A 14,094-nucleotide genomic window follows, 5' to 3' on the forward strand; every position below is an offset into this window, starting at 1 on the left:
CCGGGCTGGCGGAGAGCTGAAACGCCTGTGGAGCGGGTGTAAGACCTCAACGAGAGTCCTCTCGGACGGGCGACCGGCTGTGAAGCAGGAAGCCTCACGGGCGACCGTGGGAATCCCCCTCGTTTACGAGGGGGAGGATGTCAAGCGGTGTCTCCCATCGAGAGAGAGATGTGGCACGTCGAGCCGGTCGCCGGCGGCCTGACGCGAGGGTACCGAAGCCCTTGCCCGCGCTTCGCGCCGCCCGATCAGCTCCCGGTCTCGGCGGCCGCCTCGGCGAGGAGCCGGGCGAGCTCGGCCGGCCTGGTCATCATGGGCCAGTGGCCCGAGTCGATGTCGACGAGCTCGACGTGCTTGGCTCTGGCGAGCTCGGGCAGGTCTCCGGCGTCGAGCCACTCCTGAGCCTGGGCGGGGGTGTATTCAGGGCACACGAGGACGACCGGGACGTCCCACCGTCGTTCGTCCGTCAGCCGTACCACCCCCTTGGACACTCCCTCGGGCACCGGGATCGCGGCGGCCGAGAAGCGCAGCCGCGCCTCCTCGTCGAGGTCGGCGGAATCCGGCCCCTCGAACGGCCCCCAGCCGGGGAAGGGCATGACGCCGTCCTCGACCTCGAAGAAGTCGGCGTAGCGATCGCCGCCGGCGGCCGGGAAACCGCCGACGAGGACGACCTTGGCGACCTGCTCCGGCCGCGCGTCAGCGGCCAGCCACGCCAGGGTGCAGGCGGCGGAGTGCCCCACCACCATCGGCCTTCCCCGCGCCGCGTCGACGGCCGCGAGCACCGCCGCCACCTGGTCGTCGAGCGTGGCCGAGGCGGATCCGTCGCCCTGGCCCGGGAGGGCGACCGGCACCGGGCGGTGACCGAGCGCCCTGAGCTCGGGCACGACCTCGTTCCACGCGGATCCGTCGAGCCACAGGCCGCCGATGAGCACGATGTCCATGTCACTCTTCTCTCTCAGTACGGACAGGTCACGTTCGCTGCAGCGACCTCACGATAGGACCGATTCCGGACGATGTACTTCCGGTTCCTACCGTGACCACCTAATCTGCTCGTGTGCCGGCCGACCTCAGCCCAACCGCGCGCGCCCTGCGCACCCTCGAAACCCTCCAGGCCCGGCCCGGCGTGACGGCCGGCGAGCTCGCCGCCACCCTGGGAGTGACGGAGCGGGCCGCACGCCGGTACGTCGGGATCCTCAGGGAGGCCGGCATCCCCGTCGAGTCGGCCAGAGGCCCCTATGGCGGCTACCGGCTCGGGCGCGGGACGCGGCTGCCTCCGGTCGCCTTCACCGAGCCCGAGGCCCTGGGCCTGGTCATGGCGGTGCTCGACGGCCAGCCGGCCGCCAGCGACGTCGACGACCTCGTCGGCGCCGCCCTGAGCAAGGTCATCCGTGCGCTGCCCGAGAGCGTCGGCCGGCAGGCGGCGGCGCTGCGCGCCCACGCGTCGGCCGCGCCCGACCCGCGCTCCGCCCGCCCTGACCCGGCCACCACCGGCACACTCGTCGCCGCCGCCGCGGGCCGGCGCCGCCTCGTGATCACCTACCGGAGCGAGTCCGGCAACGAGTGGGAGGCCGACGTCGACCCCTGGGCGGTCGTCGTCCGCCACGGGCGCTGGTATCTCCTGTGCCACTCCCACCGCGCGGACGCGATCCGCACCTACCGGGTCGACCGCATCCACGCCGTCCGGCAGACCGCTCACACGTTCGATCCGCCCGGCGACCTCGATCCGGTCGCGGCGCTGGAGGAGAACCTGGGCACGGGATGGAACTTCCCCACCCGCGTGGTGTTCGACGCCCCGCCCGCCGAGGTGGCGCCCTGGATCCGGCCGCCCATGGGACGCCTCGAACCGTCGGGCGAGGGGTGCGTGCTCACCGGAAGCACCAGCAATCCGGCGATGTACGCGCAGGAGTGGCTGGCCTGCGTGCCGCTCGCCTTCCGGGTGGAGGGCGGGCCGGAGCTCCGGGCCGCGGTCGCGACGCTCGCCTCGCGTTTCGCCGCCGCCGTGGCGGACCGCCCCTGACCCCGGCCTCGCGCCCCGTCACGCCGACCCGGCGACCCCGGGAAAGGCGCCGTCGGGACAGGCGTCCGCGGGAAAGGTGTCATCGGGACGGGCGCCGTCGGGACGGATGCCGTCGGGACGGGAGGCGTCGGGACGGGAGGCGGAGAAGGTGGCGGCGGCAAGTCCGTCAAGGGCGGCCAGTTGGGCGCGGACCTGGTCGGTGGTCGAGGGGTCGAGGTCGCCGAGGAGAAGGTGGGCGTGACGCCAGTGCTCGCGGGCGGCCGCGTGGTCGCCCGCGAGACGGTGGCAGGCGCCGAGGTGAGCGAGGGTGCTGGCCTCGGCGTACGGGTCGCCGAGCGCCCGGAACAGGGCGAGTGCCCGGTGGTGGCAGGCGACCGCGGCGGCGGTGTCGCCCAGCCGGAGGTGGGCGTCGGCGAGGCACGACCACGCGTGGGCCTGGTAGGGCCGGTTGCCGAGCTCCTGGTGCAGGGCCAGGGCCTGCTCGCACAGCTCACGCGCCTGCCCGTGGTCTCCCAGGCGGCCGTGGTGGAGACCGAGGTCGGTGAGCGCGATGGCCTGGCCTGAGCGATCGCCCAGCCGGGTGAAGAGGTCGTGGGCGCGGCGGGCGGCATCGAGGGCGTCGGCGTCGCGGCCCTGGAGAGCGTGGACGTGGCCGCGATAGTGGTGCGTCCACGCCTGGTGGACCGGGTCGTCACCTGATCGTTCCAGCGCGGCGTCGAGGTTGTGGTGGGCGTCGTCGAAGCGGCCCAGGTCGGCCAGCGCGGCGGCCAGGTTGCGGCGCGCGCGGATCTCTTCCGCCCGGTCGCCCAGCCGCCGGGCGGCGGCCACGGCGGCCCGCTGGGTCTCGGCCCGGTCGTGCCAGCGCCCGCGCCGGTGCAGGTGGACGAACAGCGCCCGGGCCAGATCGCAGACGTGCCGGTCGAGCCCCAGGTCGGCGGCGAGCTTCATGACGGCGAGCAGGGCGGGGCGCTCGGCCGTGAGCCAGTGCCTCGCCTCGTCACCCCCTTCGAAGCCGGTGACGGAGACACCGGGCAGGAGCGCTGCGGGAGGCTCGATCTCGACGGGCCCGTGCAGGTGCAGTGCGGCGGCGTACGCGGTGTGCGCGTAGTGGTCGGCGAGGCGGCGCGGCGCGGCGGCGCGGTCGTCGTCGCGGGCCGGGCAGAGCTCGGAGGCGTAGGCGCGCAGCAGGTCGTGGCACGAGTAGCGGCCGGGGGCGTGCTCGGCGAGCAGGCTGGCGCGGGCCAGCTCGGCCAGCGGCGCCCGTACGCGCGAGGCCGGGACGCCCGCCAGGCTGGCGGCGGCGTCGATCGTGCAGCCAGGGCCGGGATGCAGCCCGGCGACCAGCCGGAACAACCGCGCCGCCTCGTCGCCGAGCGTTTCGTACGACCACGAGAAGATCGCTCGCACGTCGGCGGCACGGTCGAGCGCGCCGAGGGCGTCCCGGAGCTCGCCGGCCAGCTCGCCGAGCGGATGGGCGGGATGGATCGCGGCGCGGGCGGCGACGATGGCCAGCGCCAGCGGCAGGCCGGCGCAGCGGCGGACGATGGTGCCGGCGGCCTCGGGATCGGCGGCGATCCGGTCATGGCCGAGCCGGCGGGCCAGCAACCGGCGGGCCTCGTCCGGCGGCAGCAGGCCGAGGGTGAGCGGATGCGCGCCGTACGTCATGACCAGCCCGGCGAGGTGGTCACGGCTCGTGACCAGCACCAGGCATCCCGGCGCGCCGGGCAGCAGCGGAGCGACCTGGCCGGCGTCGCGGGCGTTGTCCAGCACCACGAGCATGCGCCGCCCGGCCAGCAGGCTGCGGTAGAGCCCGGCCTGCGCGGCCGGTCCGTCGGGTATCCGGTGCGGCGGCACCTCCAGCGCGCCGAGGAACTCGCGGACGGCCGCCTCCGGTCGTACGGCCTCGCATGACGGGTCGTAGCCGCGCAGGTCGGCGTAGAGCTGGCCGTCAGGGAACGAGCCGGCGACCCGGTGCGCCCAGTGCACGGCGAGCGTGGTCTTCCCGACGCCGGCCGTGCCGGCGATCACGGCGATCAGCGCCGACCCGGACCTCGGCTGGTCCGGCGGGCCGAGCAGCGCGTCGAGGGCCGCCAGCTCGGGCTCCCGCCCGGCGAACCCGTCGAGGGCGGCGGGCAGCTGCCTGGGCACCGCGCGCCCGCTGGGCGCGGCTCCGCCCGCGAGCAGGTCGGCGTGGACCTGCCGCAGTTGGGGGCTGGGATCGGCGCCGAGCTCCGCGGCGAGCCGGCGCCGGATCGTCTCGTAGCGTTCCAGCGCCTCCGCGGGGCGGCCGGCCGCCTCCAGAGCGCGGAGCAGCCGCACCCAGAGGGATTCGCGCAGCGGGTGCCGCTCGGCCAGGTCGGCGGGCTCGGTCAGGTCGGGGCACGATCCGCCGGCGAGGTCCAGGTCGATCCGCCGCTCCCACGCGGTCAGGTACCGCTCCTGCAGCGCCGGCGCCACGGACTGCTCCAGCCAGTCCGAGCGGATCCCGTCGAAGGGGGTGCCGCGCCACAGGTCGAGCGCGGCGGTCACCCGGGACCGCTCGGCCACCCGGTCGCGGGCCGCCGCGGCCTCGTCGAGCAGGCGGCCGAAGCGGAGCGCGTCCACGCGGTCAGGCTCGGCGGACAGCAGGTAGCCGCCCGGCCTGGCCACGATCAGCTGGTCCGCGGAGGTGCCCAGGGCGCGGCGCAACCGCTTGACGTTCGTACGGACGTTGGCCCGCGGGTCGCCGCGCTGGTCGGCGCCCCACACCGCGCTCGCCAGCCTGTCCACCGGGACGACCCGGCCCGCGGACAGCGCCAGCACGGCCAGCAGCGCCCGCAAGCGCCCGGCGGGCAGCTCGACCGGCCGTCCGGCCACCGAGACGCGCAGCTGCCCGAGCAGCTCGACGGTCAACACGCGGATCGTTCCCTTCCTGGCGGCGGCGGGTTTCACCCGACTGACACAACACTGCCACCGCGCTCCGACAGGCTGGCGAGCGTCCCGTCCGAGGTGCGCACCGAGGACCGGACTCCACCAAGGAAGGAACTGTCATGAGCAAGGTCGTTTCGGGAATCTCGATGTCGTTGGACGGGTTCGTCACCGGGCCGAACGTCACCCGCGAGCAGCAGTTGGGAGAGGGCGGCGACGTCCTGCACCGGTGGGTGCAGGAACCGCACCCGCTCGACTCCGAGCTGCTGGACGGGATGCGCGAGGGTGCCGGCGCGCTGCTGATGGGCCGGCTCTCCTACGACCTGGCCGAGGGCGACGGAGGGTGGGGGGACGGCGGCCCGGCCGGCCCGGTGCCGTGTTTCGTGCTCACCCACAACCCGCCGGCCCCGGAGACGGTCCGGGCGCCGTCGATCTTCACCTTCGTCACCGACGGCGTCCACAGCGCCGTGGAGCGGGCGAAGGCGGTGGCCGGCGGCAAGGTGGTCGCCGTGCACGGCGCGAGCGTCGCCCAGCAGTGCCTGGCCGCGGGCCTCATGGACGAGATCCAGATCCATCTGGCCCCCGTGCTGCTCGGCGGCGGCACCCGGCTGTTCGAGCATCTGGGCGGCCGGTTCCAGCTTGAGCGCGTCGCGGTGATCGACAGCCCGAACGCCACCCACCTGCGCTACAGGGTGGTCCGCAGCTGCCGCCGCTCCTGAGGTGACGGGTTCGTGCTCTACAGCCTGTAGAGTAAGAATTCCGTTCGTGCGAAAGGTGGAAGCGTGCTGCGTTGGTTCCGGGTCGTGGCGGTGGCCGAGGCGTGCTCGTGGGCGGGCCTGCTGGTCGGGATGTTCTTCAAGCACGTGACCGCCACCGGCGAGCTCGGTGTGAAGGTGTTCGGGCCGATCCACGGGGCGATGTTCGTGTTGTACGCGCTCGGCGTGGTGCTTTCCGCGCGGGAGGCCGGCTGGAGCCGGGGCGCCGTGGTGCTGGGCCTGGCGTGCGCGGTGCCGCCGTTCACCTCGTTGTGGTTCGAACGCCGGATGGCGGCGCGCGCGGCGGTCGGCCAGGCGACCTGACCGGGCCGGTCGTCGGCGGCGCCGGGGAGCCGATTCCCCCACGAATAGGGCTGTCTTGAATATTTTTTCAACTTCGCCGATCTCGGCACCCCTGCGACAGGTCATGTGAAACGCGGCTCACACGACCCCGGACGATGCATATGGTGCTGAAGGCGGCTACAGTACGCTGCAACCATAGCGTCCTTGGAGCACCATCATGGCGAAGCGCATCGTTGAATCTTTTATCGACGACATCGACGGAAGCGAAGCCGAGGGAACCACCGCGTTCGCCCTCGACGGCACTAACTACGAGATCGACCTGTCCGGCGACAACAGGGAGAAGTTGGAGAAGGCTCTCGCGCCCTTCATCACCAAGGCGCGCGCGGTCCGCGCCGAGCGGACCCGCGGGCGGCGCGGAGCCGGCGGCGCGTCCCGGTCCATCAGCCGTGAGAAGTCCACCGAGATCAGACGGTGGGCCAAGGCCCAGGGCCTCCCGGTGAGCGAGCGCGGCCGCATCGCCGCCACCATCGTGCAGCAGTACGAAGCAGCCCACTGATCGGGCGCGCCCGGACCCGGCTCCGCCCTATTGGAAACGGGGCCGCCGGCACGATCGAGCCGCGCGGGCGAGCGCATCTCCATAAGTCGCGGGAATTGCGGCCGGAGCCGAGTTCATGGAGACCGGCCCACGGCCGCCGGTGCAGAACAAAGGGAACTAGCGGTTACCGGCACCGCTTTGAATAAAGGTTAATCTCGACCGTGCCGGCGGCTCTTCGCGTGGGCGAGGGCCGGGCTCCTCGCCGACCCATGGTGCCGGCAACGGCGAGCCTCGACCGCCCTGCGATGGGACCTAGTTTGCCGAAGCGGTTTCGGCCGAAGGGTGTTGGACCCTACGTTGGGGTGGATGACGCCGAGCACAACCGCTTTCCCCCTCGCAGCCCGCCTCTCCCCACGTTCTCAGGTATGACCATGGCACCGACTCCCCCGCATCAGCCGATCCGCATCCTGTTCGTCGGAGGCCACGGAAGATCGGGCAGCACCCTGGTCTCCCGCGCGCTGGGCGCGGCCGAGGGCGCGACCTGCGTCGGCGAACTGCGTTACCTCTGGACGCAGGGCGTGACCAAGAACCAGCTCTGCGGATGCAGCAAGAAATTTCGCCGGTGCACGTTCTGGCAGGAGGTCGGCCAGGCCGCCTTCGGCGGCTGGCGGAACGTCGACGCCGCCGAGATGGCCAGGCTGCACCGCTCCGTCATGCGCATCAGGCACCTGCCGCGCTATGTCCTGCCCGGCGCGACGGGCGCCTTCGCCCAGCGCGTCCACCGGTACGCCGAGACCATGGCCGCCGTCTACCGGGGGATCGCCGAGGTCAGCGGGAGCCCGGTGATCGTCGACTCCTCCAAGTTCCCCACCTCCGCGCTGCTGCTACGCCGGGTCTCCGGCATCGACCTGCGCATCGTCCAGCTCGTACGAGGCCCGCACGGAGTCGTCCACTCCTGGTCGCGCAAGGTCCAGCGCGCCGACAAGAACGGGCGGCTGATGGCCACCCACTCACCGGCGCAGACCGCCGCCGAATGGCTGGCCTTCAACGCCGCCATCGAGTCGTTCCGCCTGACCAGCACCCCGTGGACGCTCCTGCGCTACGAGGACTTCGTGGCCCGGCCGCACCGTGAGCTGTCCAGGGTGCTGGAGTTCGCCGGGCTGCCGTCGGCCGGCACGCCGTTCCTCGGTGACGGCACGATCGACCTGCCCGCCGATCACAGTGTCGCGGGCAACCCGATGCGCATCCGTACGGGCGTGGTGCCGCTCCGGGCGGACGAGGAGTGGAGGTCGGCGATGCGCCCGGCCCGCCGCCGCCTGATCACGGCCTTCACCGCCCCGGGGATGTTGCGCTACGGCTACCCGCTGCGCTGACCCGGCGTGACCGGGCGCTCCGGCGAATGGGGGGGCGGGTGCCGGTCGACGGGAGCGCCCCGCGTCACGAGGACGCGAGGGCGGCCGCTGCTCCGCGGGTGAGCGCCCGGTCCCAGGTCACGAGGACGCGAGGGCGGCGATCGTGAAGCGGCGGTTGGCCAGGCTGGGGTTCTTGGCCCGCACCTGGTCGATCCGCTCGGCCGACAGGGCGCCCGACGCGAGGCCCTCCGACTCGCCGGCCGACGCGACGATCGTGCCCATCGGGTCGATGATCATGCTCTGCCCGGTGCAGTTGGGGCCGGACTGACCCGACATGACCAGGTAGGACGTGTTCTCGATCGCGCGGGCGCGGGCCAGCGTGGTCCAGTGGTCCTCCTTGGCGGGGCCGACCACCCAGGCGGCGGGAACGATGATCGCGTTCGCGCCGGCGTCCACGAGCAGCCGGGCGATCTCGGGGAAGCGCAGGTCGTAGCAGGTCATCACCCCGAACGTGAGCCCGCCCATGCGGAAGGTCAGCGGCGTGAACTCCGCGGGCTGGATGCGGTCGGACTCCTTGTAGCCGAAGGCGTCGTAAAGGTGCACCTTGCGGTAGACGCCGATGCGAGCGCCGTCGGCGTCGAAGGCGACCACGGTGTTGGAGGAGCGGGGGTTGTCCGGCAGCTTCTCCGTCATGCCCGCGACGACCGCGATGCCGTGGCGCTTGGCGGCCTCGCCGACGGCCGCCACGAACGTGCCGTCCAGCGACTCCACGGCGCCGCTGATGTCGGCGGTGACGTCGGGATTGGAGTACATCGCGTTCTCGGGAAGCACGACCAGGCCGGCCCCGTCGCCGGCGGCGCGCTCGATCAGCCCGCGCACCTTCTCGAGGTTCGACTCCTTGTCGGTGGTGGCGCCGAACTGCGCCACCGCGATCTTGATGCTCATCTGAACTCCTTATAGAACGGCGGTCATACGAAGTACTTGGCCGCGCCTGAGTAGTCGGAAATGCGGCCGCCCGCCGCGATCGCCTCCCGGGCGGGGATCTCGGCGTCCTCCTTCTTCTTCAGCACCGCCGCGATCTCCAGCGCCTCGGCCGGAACGAGGATCGCCACCCCGTCGGAGTCGGCGAACACCACGTCACCCGGCGTGACCACGACGCCGCCGATCGACACCGGCACGTTGATGGACCCCTCGATGCCGGAGATCCGCGTGGTGTGGGCGGCGATGCCCCGTGAGTACGCGGGGAAACCGTATCCGGCCATCTCCTCGATGTCGTTGATCCGCCCGTCGATGACGGCGCCCACGGCTCCCCTGGTCTTGGCCGTGAACGACACCAGCCCGCCGAAGCACGACCGCTGCTCGTCGCCGCTCTGCTCGACGACGAGGACGTCACCGGGCCGCAGGTCGTCGACCGCGACGTGCACGGCGGTCGAGTCGAGATGCGGCAGGCGCACGGTGACCGCGGTGCCGACGAACTTCAGCGGCCGCGCGTTGGGCGTCAGCCCCCGGGGAAAGCCATGATCACGCAGGTGGCCGAGGGTCGAGGTGCAGACCTGGCTCAGGGCCTCGGCGATCCGGGGATCGATCGAGGGGGCGGACGGATGACGGACGAACATGCAACAACTCCCGATAACTGATATCTGCTGAGGTCCTAGCGGAGGACCTTCTTCAGGCCGGCCGCCCGTTCGATGATCACCATGAACAACACGCTGATGGCGATCAGCACGACCGACAGCGCCGCGATCTGCGGATCGGTCCTGCTCTCCACGTAGTGGAAGATCTCGACGGGCAGGGTGGTGGCCTGCGGGCCGACGACGAAGAGGGAGATCACCGCCTCGTCGAAGGAGATGAGGAAGGCGATGACGCCGCCGGCCAGCACCCCGGGGGCGATGAGCGGCAGGGTCACGCGGGTGAACGTGCGCCAGGGGGACGCACCGAGGGTGCGGGCGGCCTCCTCGCAGGACCGGTTCATGGTCATCAGGCTCATGGAGGTGGTCCTGACGACGTAGGGCACCGTGATGGCCAGGTGGGCCACGATGAGCCCGCCGTACGTGCCGGTGATCTTGAGGGGGGCGAGGACCAGCAGGAGCGCGAGCCCGAGGACGATCGCCGGCACCATCAGCGGTGACAGGAAAAATCCGGACATGGCCTCGCGGAACCGGAACTCGTGCCTGGTCAGCGCCACCGCGACGGGTACCCCGATCAGCAGCGCCAGCAGCGCCACCCCCACGCCCACCACGGCGCTCACCTGGAACCCGTGGATGAACTCCGCGTTCTGGGCCAGGCGCTCGTACCACTGGAAGGTGAAGCCCTGCGGCGGGAACGACATCGTCGACTGCGCGTCGAACGAGATGACCACCACCATGAGGATGGGCGCCAGGAGGAACAGGTACAGCAGGGTCACGACCACCCTGGTCGGCCAGCCCTTGAGCTTGGATGTCACGCCGCCCCCCTACTGGGCCTCGATGCGCCGCAGCGCCCGCTGGTAGATGACGATGACGACGGCGAAGAGCGCGAGCAGGATGAACGCGATCGCCGCGGCGAACGGCCAGTTGAGCGTCGCCGTCGCCTGGTCGTAGATCTCGGTCGCCAGGTAGAAGACCCTCCCGCCGCCCACCAGCCGCGGCGTGACGAACGAGCTGATCGTCAGCACGAACACCAGCAGCGCCCCGGTCAGCACGCCCGGCATGCTGAGCGGCCACACGATCCGCCAGAAGGTGCGCCAGCGGTTGGCTCCGAGGCTCTGCGCCGCGTGCTCGAGCTCGGGGTTGAACCGGCCGAAGCCCGCGAGCAGGCAGAGGATCATGTACGGCATCATGATCTCGACGAGCGCGATGTAGACGCCGAGCCGGTTGTTGATCAGCGCGAGCGGCTGGTCCACCAGGCCCGCGCCCATGAGCGCCTGATTCACCACACCCTGGTTGCCGAGCAGCACGAGCCAGCCGTACGTACGGACGACCGAGCTCGTCAGCAGCGGCGCCACGGCCAGCGCGACCAGGATGCCCTTGAATTTCGACTCGGTCCTGACCAGGAACAACGCGATCGGGTACGACACCAGGATCGTCAGCGCCGTGACGCCGAGGCCCAGCAGCGTGGTCTCCCACGCCATGTCCCAGTAGTAGGAGTCCCCGACGAACTGCGCGTACGAGTCGAGGGTGAACGTCTCCTCGATGAACCCGGTGGAGTCCCCGCGGTTGAAGCTCATCCGCAGGAGCCAGGCCAGCGGCAGGACGAAGGAGACGGCCAGGCCGATCAGCCCCGGCACCGTCAGGCCCAGCACGGTCAGCCGGGCGGAGCGGGTCTTCGCACTCATGTCAGTACCAGGGCGTCCTCGGCCTGCCAGGACAGCCGGACGGTCGCTCCGCGCTCCAGGCGTTCCGCCGCGCCGGCCACGGACTGGACGGACACGGTGGTGTCCCCGACCCGCACGCCGTACTCGATGGAGTCGCCCACGTAGACGACCGTCTCGACGGTGCCGTGGGCGTCGTCGGCCGCCGCCTTGCTCACCTGCATGCGGTGCGGGCGGACCAGCACGGTCGCCGGCCCCTTCGCGCCGTGGTCGTCGACGGCCCGCAGCTGCCCCAGCCCTGCCACGTCGAGCTCCGCGACGCCGCCCGCGGTGTGCGTGATCTCGGCGTCGAAGAGGTTGGCGCGGCCGATGAAGTTGGCGACGAACCGGTTGGCGGGGTGCTCGTAGATCTGCTCGGGCGTGCCGACCTGCTCGATGACGCCCTCCGACATGACGACGATGCGGTCGGACACGGCCAGCGCCTCGTCCTGGTCGTGGGTGACGAAGACGGTGGTGATGCCCAGCTTGCGCTGGATCGAGCGGATCTCCTCGCGCATGGTGTCGCGCAGTTTGGCGTCCAGGTTGGACAGCGGCTCGTCGAGCAGCAGCACCGACGGCTCGATGACCAGGGCGCGGGCGAGCGCGACCCGCTGCTGCTGGCCGCCGGAGAGCTGCTTGGTGCGGCGGCCGCTCAGGTGACCCAGCCTGACCAGGTCGAGCGCCTCCTCGACCCGCCGTTTGGCCTCCGCCTTGGAGGTGCGGCGCATCTCCAGGCCGAAGGCGACGTTGCGGGCGACGTTCAGGTGGGGGAAGAGCGCGTAGTTCTGGAAGACCAGGCCCATGCCGCGCTGGTGGACGGGCGTCCTGGTCAGCTCCTTGCCGTCCAGGTGGATCCGGCCCGAGGTCGCCTCGACGAGACCGGCGATCATGCGCAGGGTCGTCGTCTTACCGCACCCGGAAGGGCCCAGCAGGGAGACGAACTCGCCCTGGTCGATGCCGAGGGTGAAGTCCGCGACGCTGGGGCGCTCCGTCCCCGGATATTTCTTGACGATCCCGTCGAGCTGGAGGAAGGACATCGTGCCGCCTCAGCTCGCCAGGATCTCTCGGCGCCACAACTGCGTCCACTTCTCGCGGTTGGCGGCCACCTGTGTCCAGTCGACCTGCAGGATCTCGGCGGACTTCGCCGGGTCGAGCGAGGTGCGCTTCAGCGCCTTCTCGCTCGGCTTCGCCTTGGTGTTGGTGGGCGCGTAGAACATGGCCTCGGTGAAGGCCTCCTGCGACTCGGGGCTCAGCGTGTAGTTGATGAACGTCTGCGCGGCGGCCGGGGACGGCGAGTCCTTCACCAGGTTGATGGTGTTGATCTGGAAGATGGTCTGCTCGTCCACGATGGCGACTTTCAGCTTGCCCTTGCTCTCGTCGGCGTAGTACTGGCCGCGCGCGTTCCAGCCGACGGCCAGCGCCGCGGTCCCCGACTGCACGAGCGTGTACGAGTCGGGCTGCGGCGCCCAGGTCTGCACGTTCGGCGCCAGCTGCTTGAGCCGGGCGACGCCCTGGTCGACGGACTTGGTGTAGTCGCCGCCCGCCTTGGCGTTCTCGATGAGCATGAGGCCGGTGCCCTGGATGTCGGGCTGGGCCGGCACCACGACCTTGCCCTTGTACTTGGGGTCCCACAGGGCGTTCCACGACGTGGGGGCCGGGGTGACGGAGTCGTTGTAGAGCAGGACGAGGCTGTCGAACGTCAGCGCCGGGCCGAAGTTGCCCTCGACCTTGCCCCGGGGGTCGATGTCCTTCATGTTCGGCACCTTGGCCGGGTCGAGCGGCTGGAACACCTCGGACTTGTTGCCGGTGCCGGAGGTGGAGATGTCCATGATGGAGATGTCGGTGTCCGGACTGTTTCTCGCGGCGCGCAGTGACGCCAGGTTCTCGGCGGAGTTGGCCGAGCCTACGAAGTTGACCTTGATCTTCGGATATTCCTTCTGGAACGGCTCGATGACGGACTTCTTGAAGACGTCCTCGAAGATTCCCGAATATCCCTTGACGGTGATGGTTCCTGCGTCGGGCGCGTCGTTGGTGGGGGTGCTGGAACTACCGGAACAGCCCGCCACCGTGGCCAGCGCTATGGCGAGCAGCCCGCCGGCCAACGGCTTCAACTTCATGGTGGTTCTCCTTGTGACGACCGGGCCGGCGGCGGGGGGACCAAGGGGTCGAGCTGCTGCAGCGCCATCTGCCGTGCGTACGACTTGTCGATGTGCTGCCGCACCAGCGTCTCTGACCTGTCCGGATCCTTGTCCTTGAGCGCGGCGGCGATCGCCCGGTGGTCCTCGTTGGTGTTCTCCATGCCGAGCGTGCTGTGGGCCAGATACCAGATCCGCAGAGATCCGCAGTTGAGCCGGTTCACCGCTTCGGCCAGGAACGGATTGTCGGTCGACTTCGCGATCTCGAGGTGGAACTGGTGGTCGTACTCGATGGCCCCGTACGGCTGGCCGGCCGCGATCTCGTCGTCGATGCGATCGCAGATCCGTTCCAGCTCGTCGAGATGCGCTGGGGTGGCGCGCCTGGCCGCCAGCCGCGCCACCGGCTCCTCCAGGAGGTGGCGCGACTCGTACAGCCTGGACAGATCCCTGACCCGGATTCCGCGCACGTAAGGGGTGCGGTGCGGCGGGTAGTTGATGAACTGCTCGTCGGCCAGCTTTTTGAGCGCCTCCCTGATGGGGGTGCGCCCGAACCCGTAGCGGGTCGAGAGCATCGCGTCGTCCAGGGGCAGGTCCTCGACGAGGTCGCCCGTGACGATCGCCCTTCGCAGAACGTGGTACGCCTGCTCAGTCTTTGTCCGTCCGGTCAAGGTCATCCGTATACTCTCGATATATTTGAAGTACAAGGAAAGTACGAGACGGTGCATGCCGAGGTCAAGACCCTGAGCTCATTTACCGTGATCGGTC

At 70.9% G+C, this 14,094-nt stretch carries 14 protein-coding genes; 5 read left to right on the plus strand and 9 right to left on the minus strand.

Annotated elements, in window-relative coordinates; all coding sequences use genetic code 11:
* Positions 1-245: 245 nt before the first annotated feature.
* On the minus strand, positions 246-938 hold the full coding sequence (locus ABGB01_RS12930) for an alpha/beta hydrolase (RefSeq protein WP_347773512.1): 693 nt from the start codon (positions 936-938) through the stop codon (positions 246-248).
* A 113-nt stretch (positions 939-1,051) separates the two neighbouring features.
* Between ABGB01_RS12930 and ABGB01_RS12935 the strand changes: the two genes are divergently transcribed.
* Positions 1,052-2,014, plus strand: a complete 963-nt coding sequence (locus ABGB01_RS12935; protein WP_347773513.1) for a WYL domain-containing protein — start codon at positions 1,052-1,054, stop codon at positions 2,012-2,014.
* Between the two features lie 18 nt (positions 2,015-2,032).
* Here ABGB01_RS12935 and ABGB01_RS12940 read toward each other — a convergent pair whose 3' ends face one another.
* A complete protein-coding gene (locus ABGB01_RS12940; RefSeq protein WP_347773514.1) occupies positions 2,033-4,909 on the minus strand; it encodes a BTAD domain-containing putative transcriptional regulator in 2,877 nt (958 codons plus the stop codon).
* 134 nt (positions 4,910-5,043) lie between these two features.
* Here ABGB01_RS12940 and ABGB01_RS12945 point away from each other — a divergent pair, with 134 nt between their 5' ends.
* The 4 genes from ABGB01_RS12945 (at position 5,044) to ABGB01_RS12960 (ending at position 7,887) form a co-directional block, all read left to right on the plus strand.
* Positions 5,044-5,640, plus strand: a complete 597-nt coding sequence (locus tag ABGB01_RS12945) for a dihydrofolate reductase family protein (protein WP_347773515.1) — start codon at positions 5,044-5,046, stop codon at positions 5,638-5,640.
* 63 nt (positions 5,641-5,703) lie between these two features.
* On the plus strand, positions 5,704-6,000 hold the full coding sequence (locus ABGB01_RS12950) for a DUF3817 domain-containing protein (protein WP_347649407.1): 297 nt from the start codon (positions 5,704-5,706) through the stop codon (positions 5,998-6,000).
* Between the two features lie 196 nt (positions 6,001-6,196).
* Complete coding sequence (locus tag ABGB01_RS12955; protein ID WP_347619729.1) at positions 6,197-6,535, plus strand: Lsr2 family protein; 339 nt, start codon at positions 6,197-6,199, stop codon at positions 6,533-6,535.
* A gap of 404 nt (positions 6,536-6,939) precedes the next feature.
* Complete coding sequence (locus ABGB01_RS12960; protein WP_347773516.1) at positions 6,940-7,887, plus strand: sulfotransferase; 948 nt, start codon at positions 6,940-6,942, stop codon at positions 7,885-7,887.
* A gap of 117 nt (positions 7,888-8,004) precedes the next feature.
* On the opposite strand, the gene ABGB01_RS12965 is transcribed toward ABGB01_RS12960, so the two are convergent.
* The 7 genes from ABGB01_RS12965 to ABGB01_RS12995 are packed head-to-tail and all read right to left on the minus strand — an operon-like array spanning position 8,005 to position 14,003.
* A complete protein-coding gene (locus tag ABGB01_RS12965; RefSeq protein ID WP_347773517.1) occupies positions 8,005-8,811 on the minus strand; it encodes a carbon-nitrogen hydrolase family protein in 807 nt (268 codons plus the stop codon).
* A 23-nt stretch (positions 8,812-8,834) separates the two neighbouring features.
* Positions 8,835-9,482, minus strand: coding sequence for an RraA family protein (locus ABGB01_RS12970; RefSeq protein WP_347773518.1), 648 nt, complete (start codon positions 9,480-9,482; stop codon positions 8,835-8,837).
* A gap of 35 nt (positions 9,483-9,517) precedes the next feature.
* A complete protein-coding gene (locus ABGB01_RS12975; protein ID WP_347773519.1) occupies positions 9,518-10,309 on the minus strand; it encodes an ABC transporter permease in 792 nt (263 codons plus the stop codon).
* 9 nt (positions 10,310-10,318) lie between these two features.
* Positions 10,319-11,179, minus strand: coding sequence for an ABC transporter permease (locus tag ABGB01_RS12980; protein WP_347773520.1), 861 nt, complete (start codon positions 11,177-11,179; stop codon positions 10,319-10,321).
* Entirely contained in the window at positions 11,176-12,231 is a 1,056-nt protein-coding gene (locus ABGB01_RS12985) for an ABC transporter ATP-binding protein (protein ID WP_347773521.1), read from the minus strand. Before ABGB01_RS12985 ends, ABGB01_RS12980 begins: the two co-directional genes overlap by 4 nt.
* A gap of 9 nt (positions 12,232-12,240) precedes the next feature.
* Positions 12,241-13,311 carry an ABC transporter substrate-binding protein gene (locus ABGB01_RS12990; RefSeq protein WP_347773522.1) on the minus strand — a complete coding sequence of 357 codons (1,071 nt, stop codon included), beginning with the start codon at positions 13,309-13,311 and terminating at the stop codon, positions 12,241-12,243.
* A complete protein-coding gene (locus tag ABGB01_RS12995; RefSeq protein ID WP_347773523.1) occupies positions 13,308-14,003 on the minus strand; it encodes a GntR family transcriptional regulator in 696 nt (231 codons plus the stop codon). The genes ABGB01_RS12990 and ABGB01_RS12995 overlap by 4 nt, the downstream gene beginning before the upstream one ends.
* Positions 14,004-14,094: the final 91 nt, after the last annotated feature.

Origin of the sequence: Nonomuraea sp. B5E05 (genome assembly GCF_039880665.1) — a bacterium.
In the GTDB taxonomy this organism is placed as follows: Bacteria; Actinomycetota; Actinomycetes; order Streptosporangiales; family Streptosporangiaceae; genus Nonomuraea.

What these genes read in the sequence shown, in the direction of transcription:
- ABGB01_RS12965 (WP_347773517.1), bottom strand. Translation starts at nt 8,811, where the DNA reads ATGAGCATCAAGATCGCGGTGGCGCAGTTCGGCGCCACCACCGACAAG.
- ABGB01_RS12930 (WP_347773512.1), bottom strand. Translation starts at nt 938, where the DNA reads ATGGACATCGTGCTCATCGGCGGCCTGTGGCTCGACGGATCCGCGTGG.
- ABGB01_RS12955 (WP_347619729.1), top strand. Translation starts at nt 6,197, where the DNA reads ATGGCGAAGCGCATCGTTGAATCTTTTATCGACGACATCGACGGAAGC.
- ABGB01_RS12985 (WP_347773521.1), bottom strand. Translation starts at nt 12,231, where the DNA reads ATGTCCTTCCTCCAGCTCGACGGGATCGTCAAGAAATATCCGGGGACG.
- ABGB01_RS12995 (WP_347773523.1), bottom strand. Translation starts at nt 14,003, where the DNA reads ATGACCTTGACCGGACGGACAAAGACTGAGCAGGCGTACCACGTTCTG.
- ABGB01_RS12945 (WP_347773515.1), top strand. Translation starts at nt 5,044, where the DNA reads ATGAGCAAGGTCGTTTCGGGAATCTCGATGTCGTTGGACGGGTTCGTC.
- ABGB01_RS12990 (WP_347773522.1), bottom strand. Translation starts at nt 13,311, where the DNA reads ATGAAGTTGAAGCCGTTGGCCGGCGGGCTGCTCGCCATAGCGCTGGCC.
- ABGB01_RS12960 (WP_347773516.1), top strand. Translation starts at nt 6,940, where the DNA reads ATGACCATGGCACCGACTCCCCCGCATCAGCCGATCCGCATCCTGTTC.
- ABGB01_RS12980 (WP_347773520.1), bottom strand. Translation starts at nt 11,179, where the DNA reads ATGAGTGCGAAGACCCGCTCCGCCCGGCTGACCGTGCTGGGCCTGACG.
- ABGB01_RS12970 (WP_347773518.1), bottom strand. Translation starts at nt 9,482, where the DNA reads ATGTTCGTCCGTCATCCGTCCGCCCCCTCGATCGATCCCCGGATCGCC.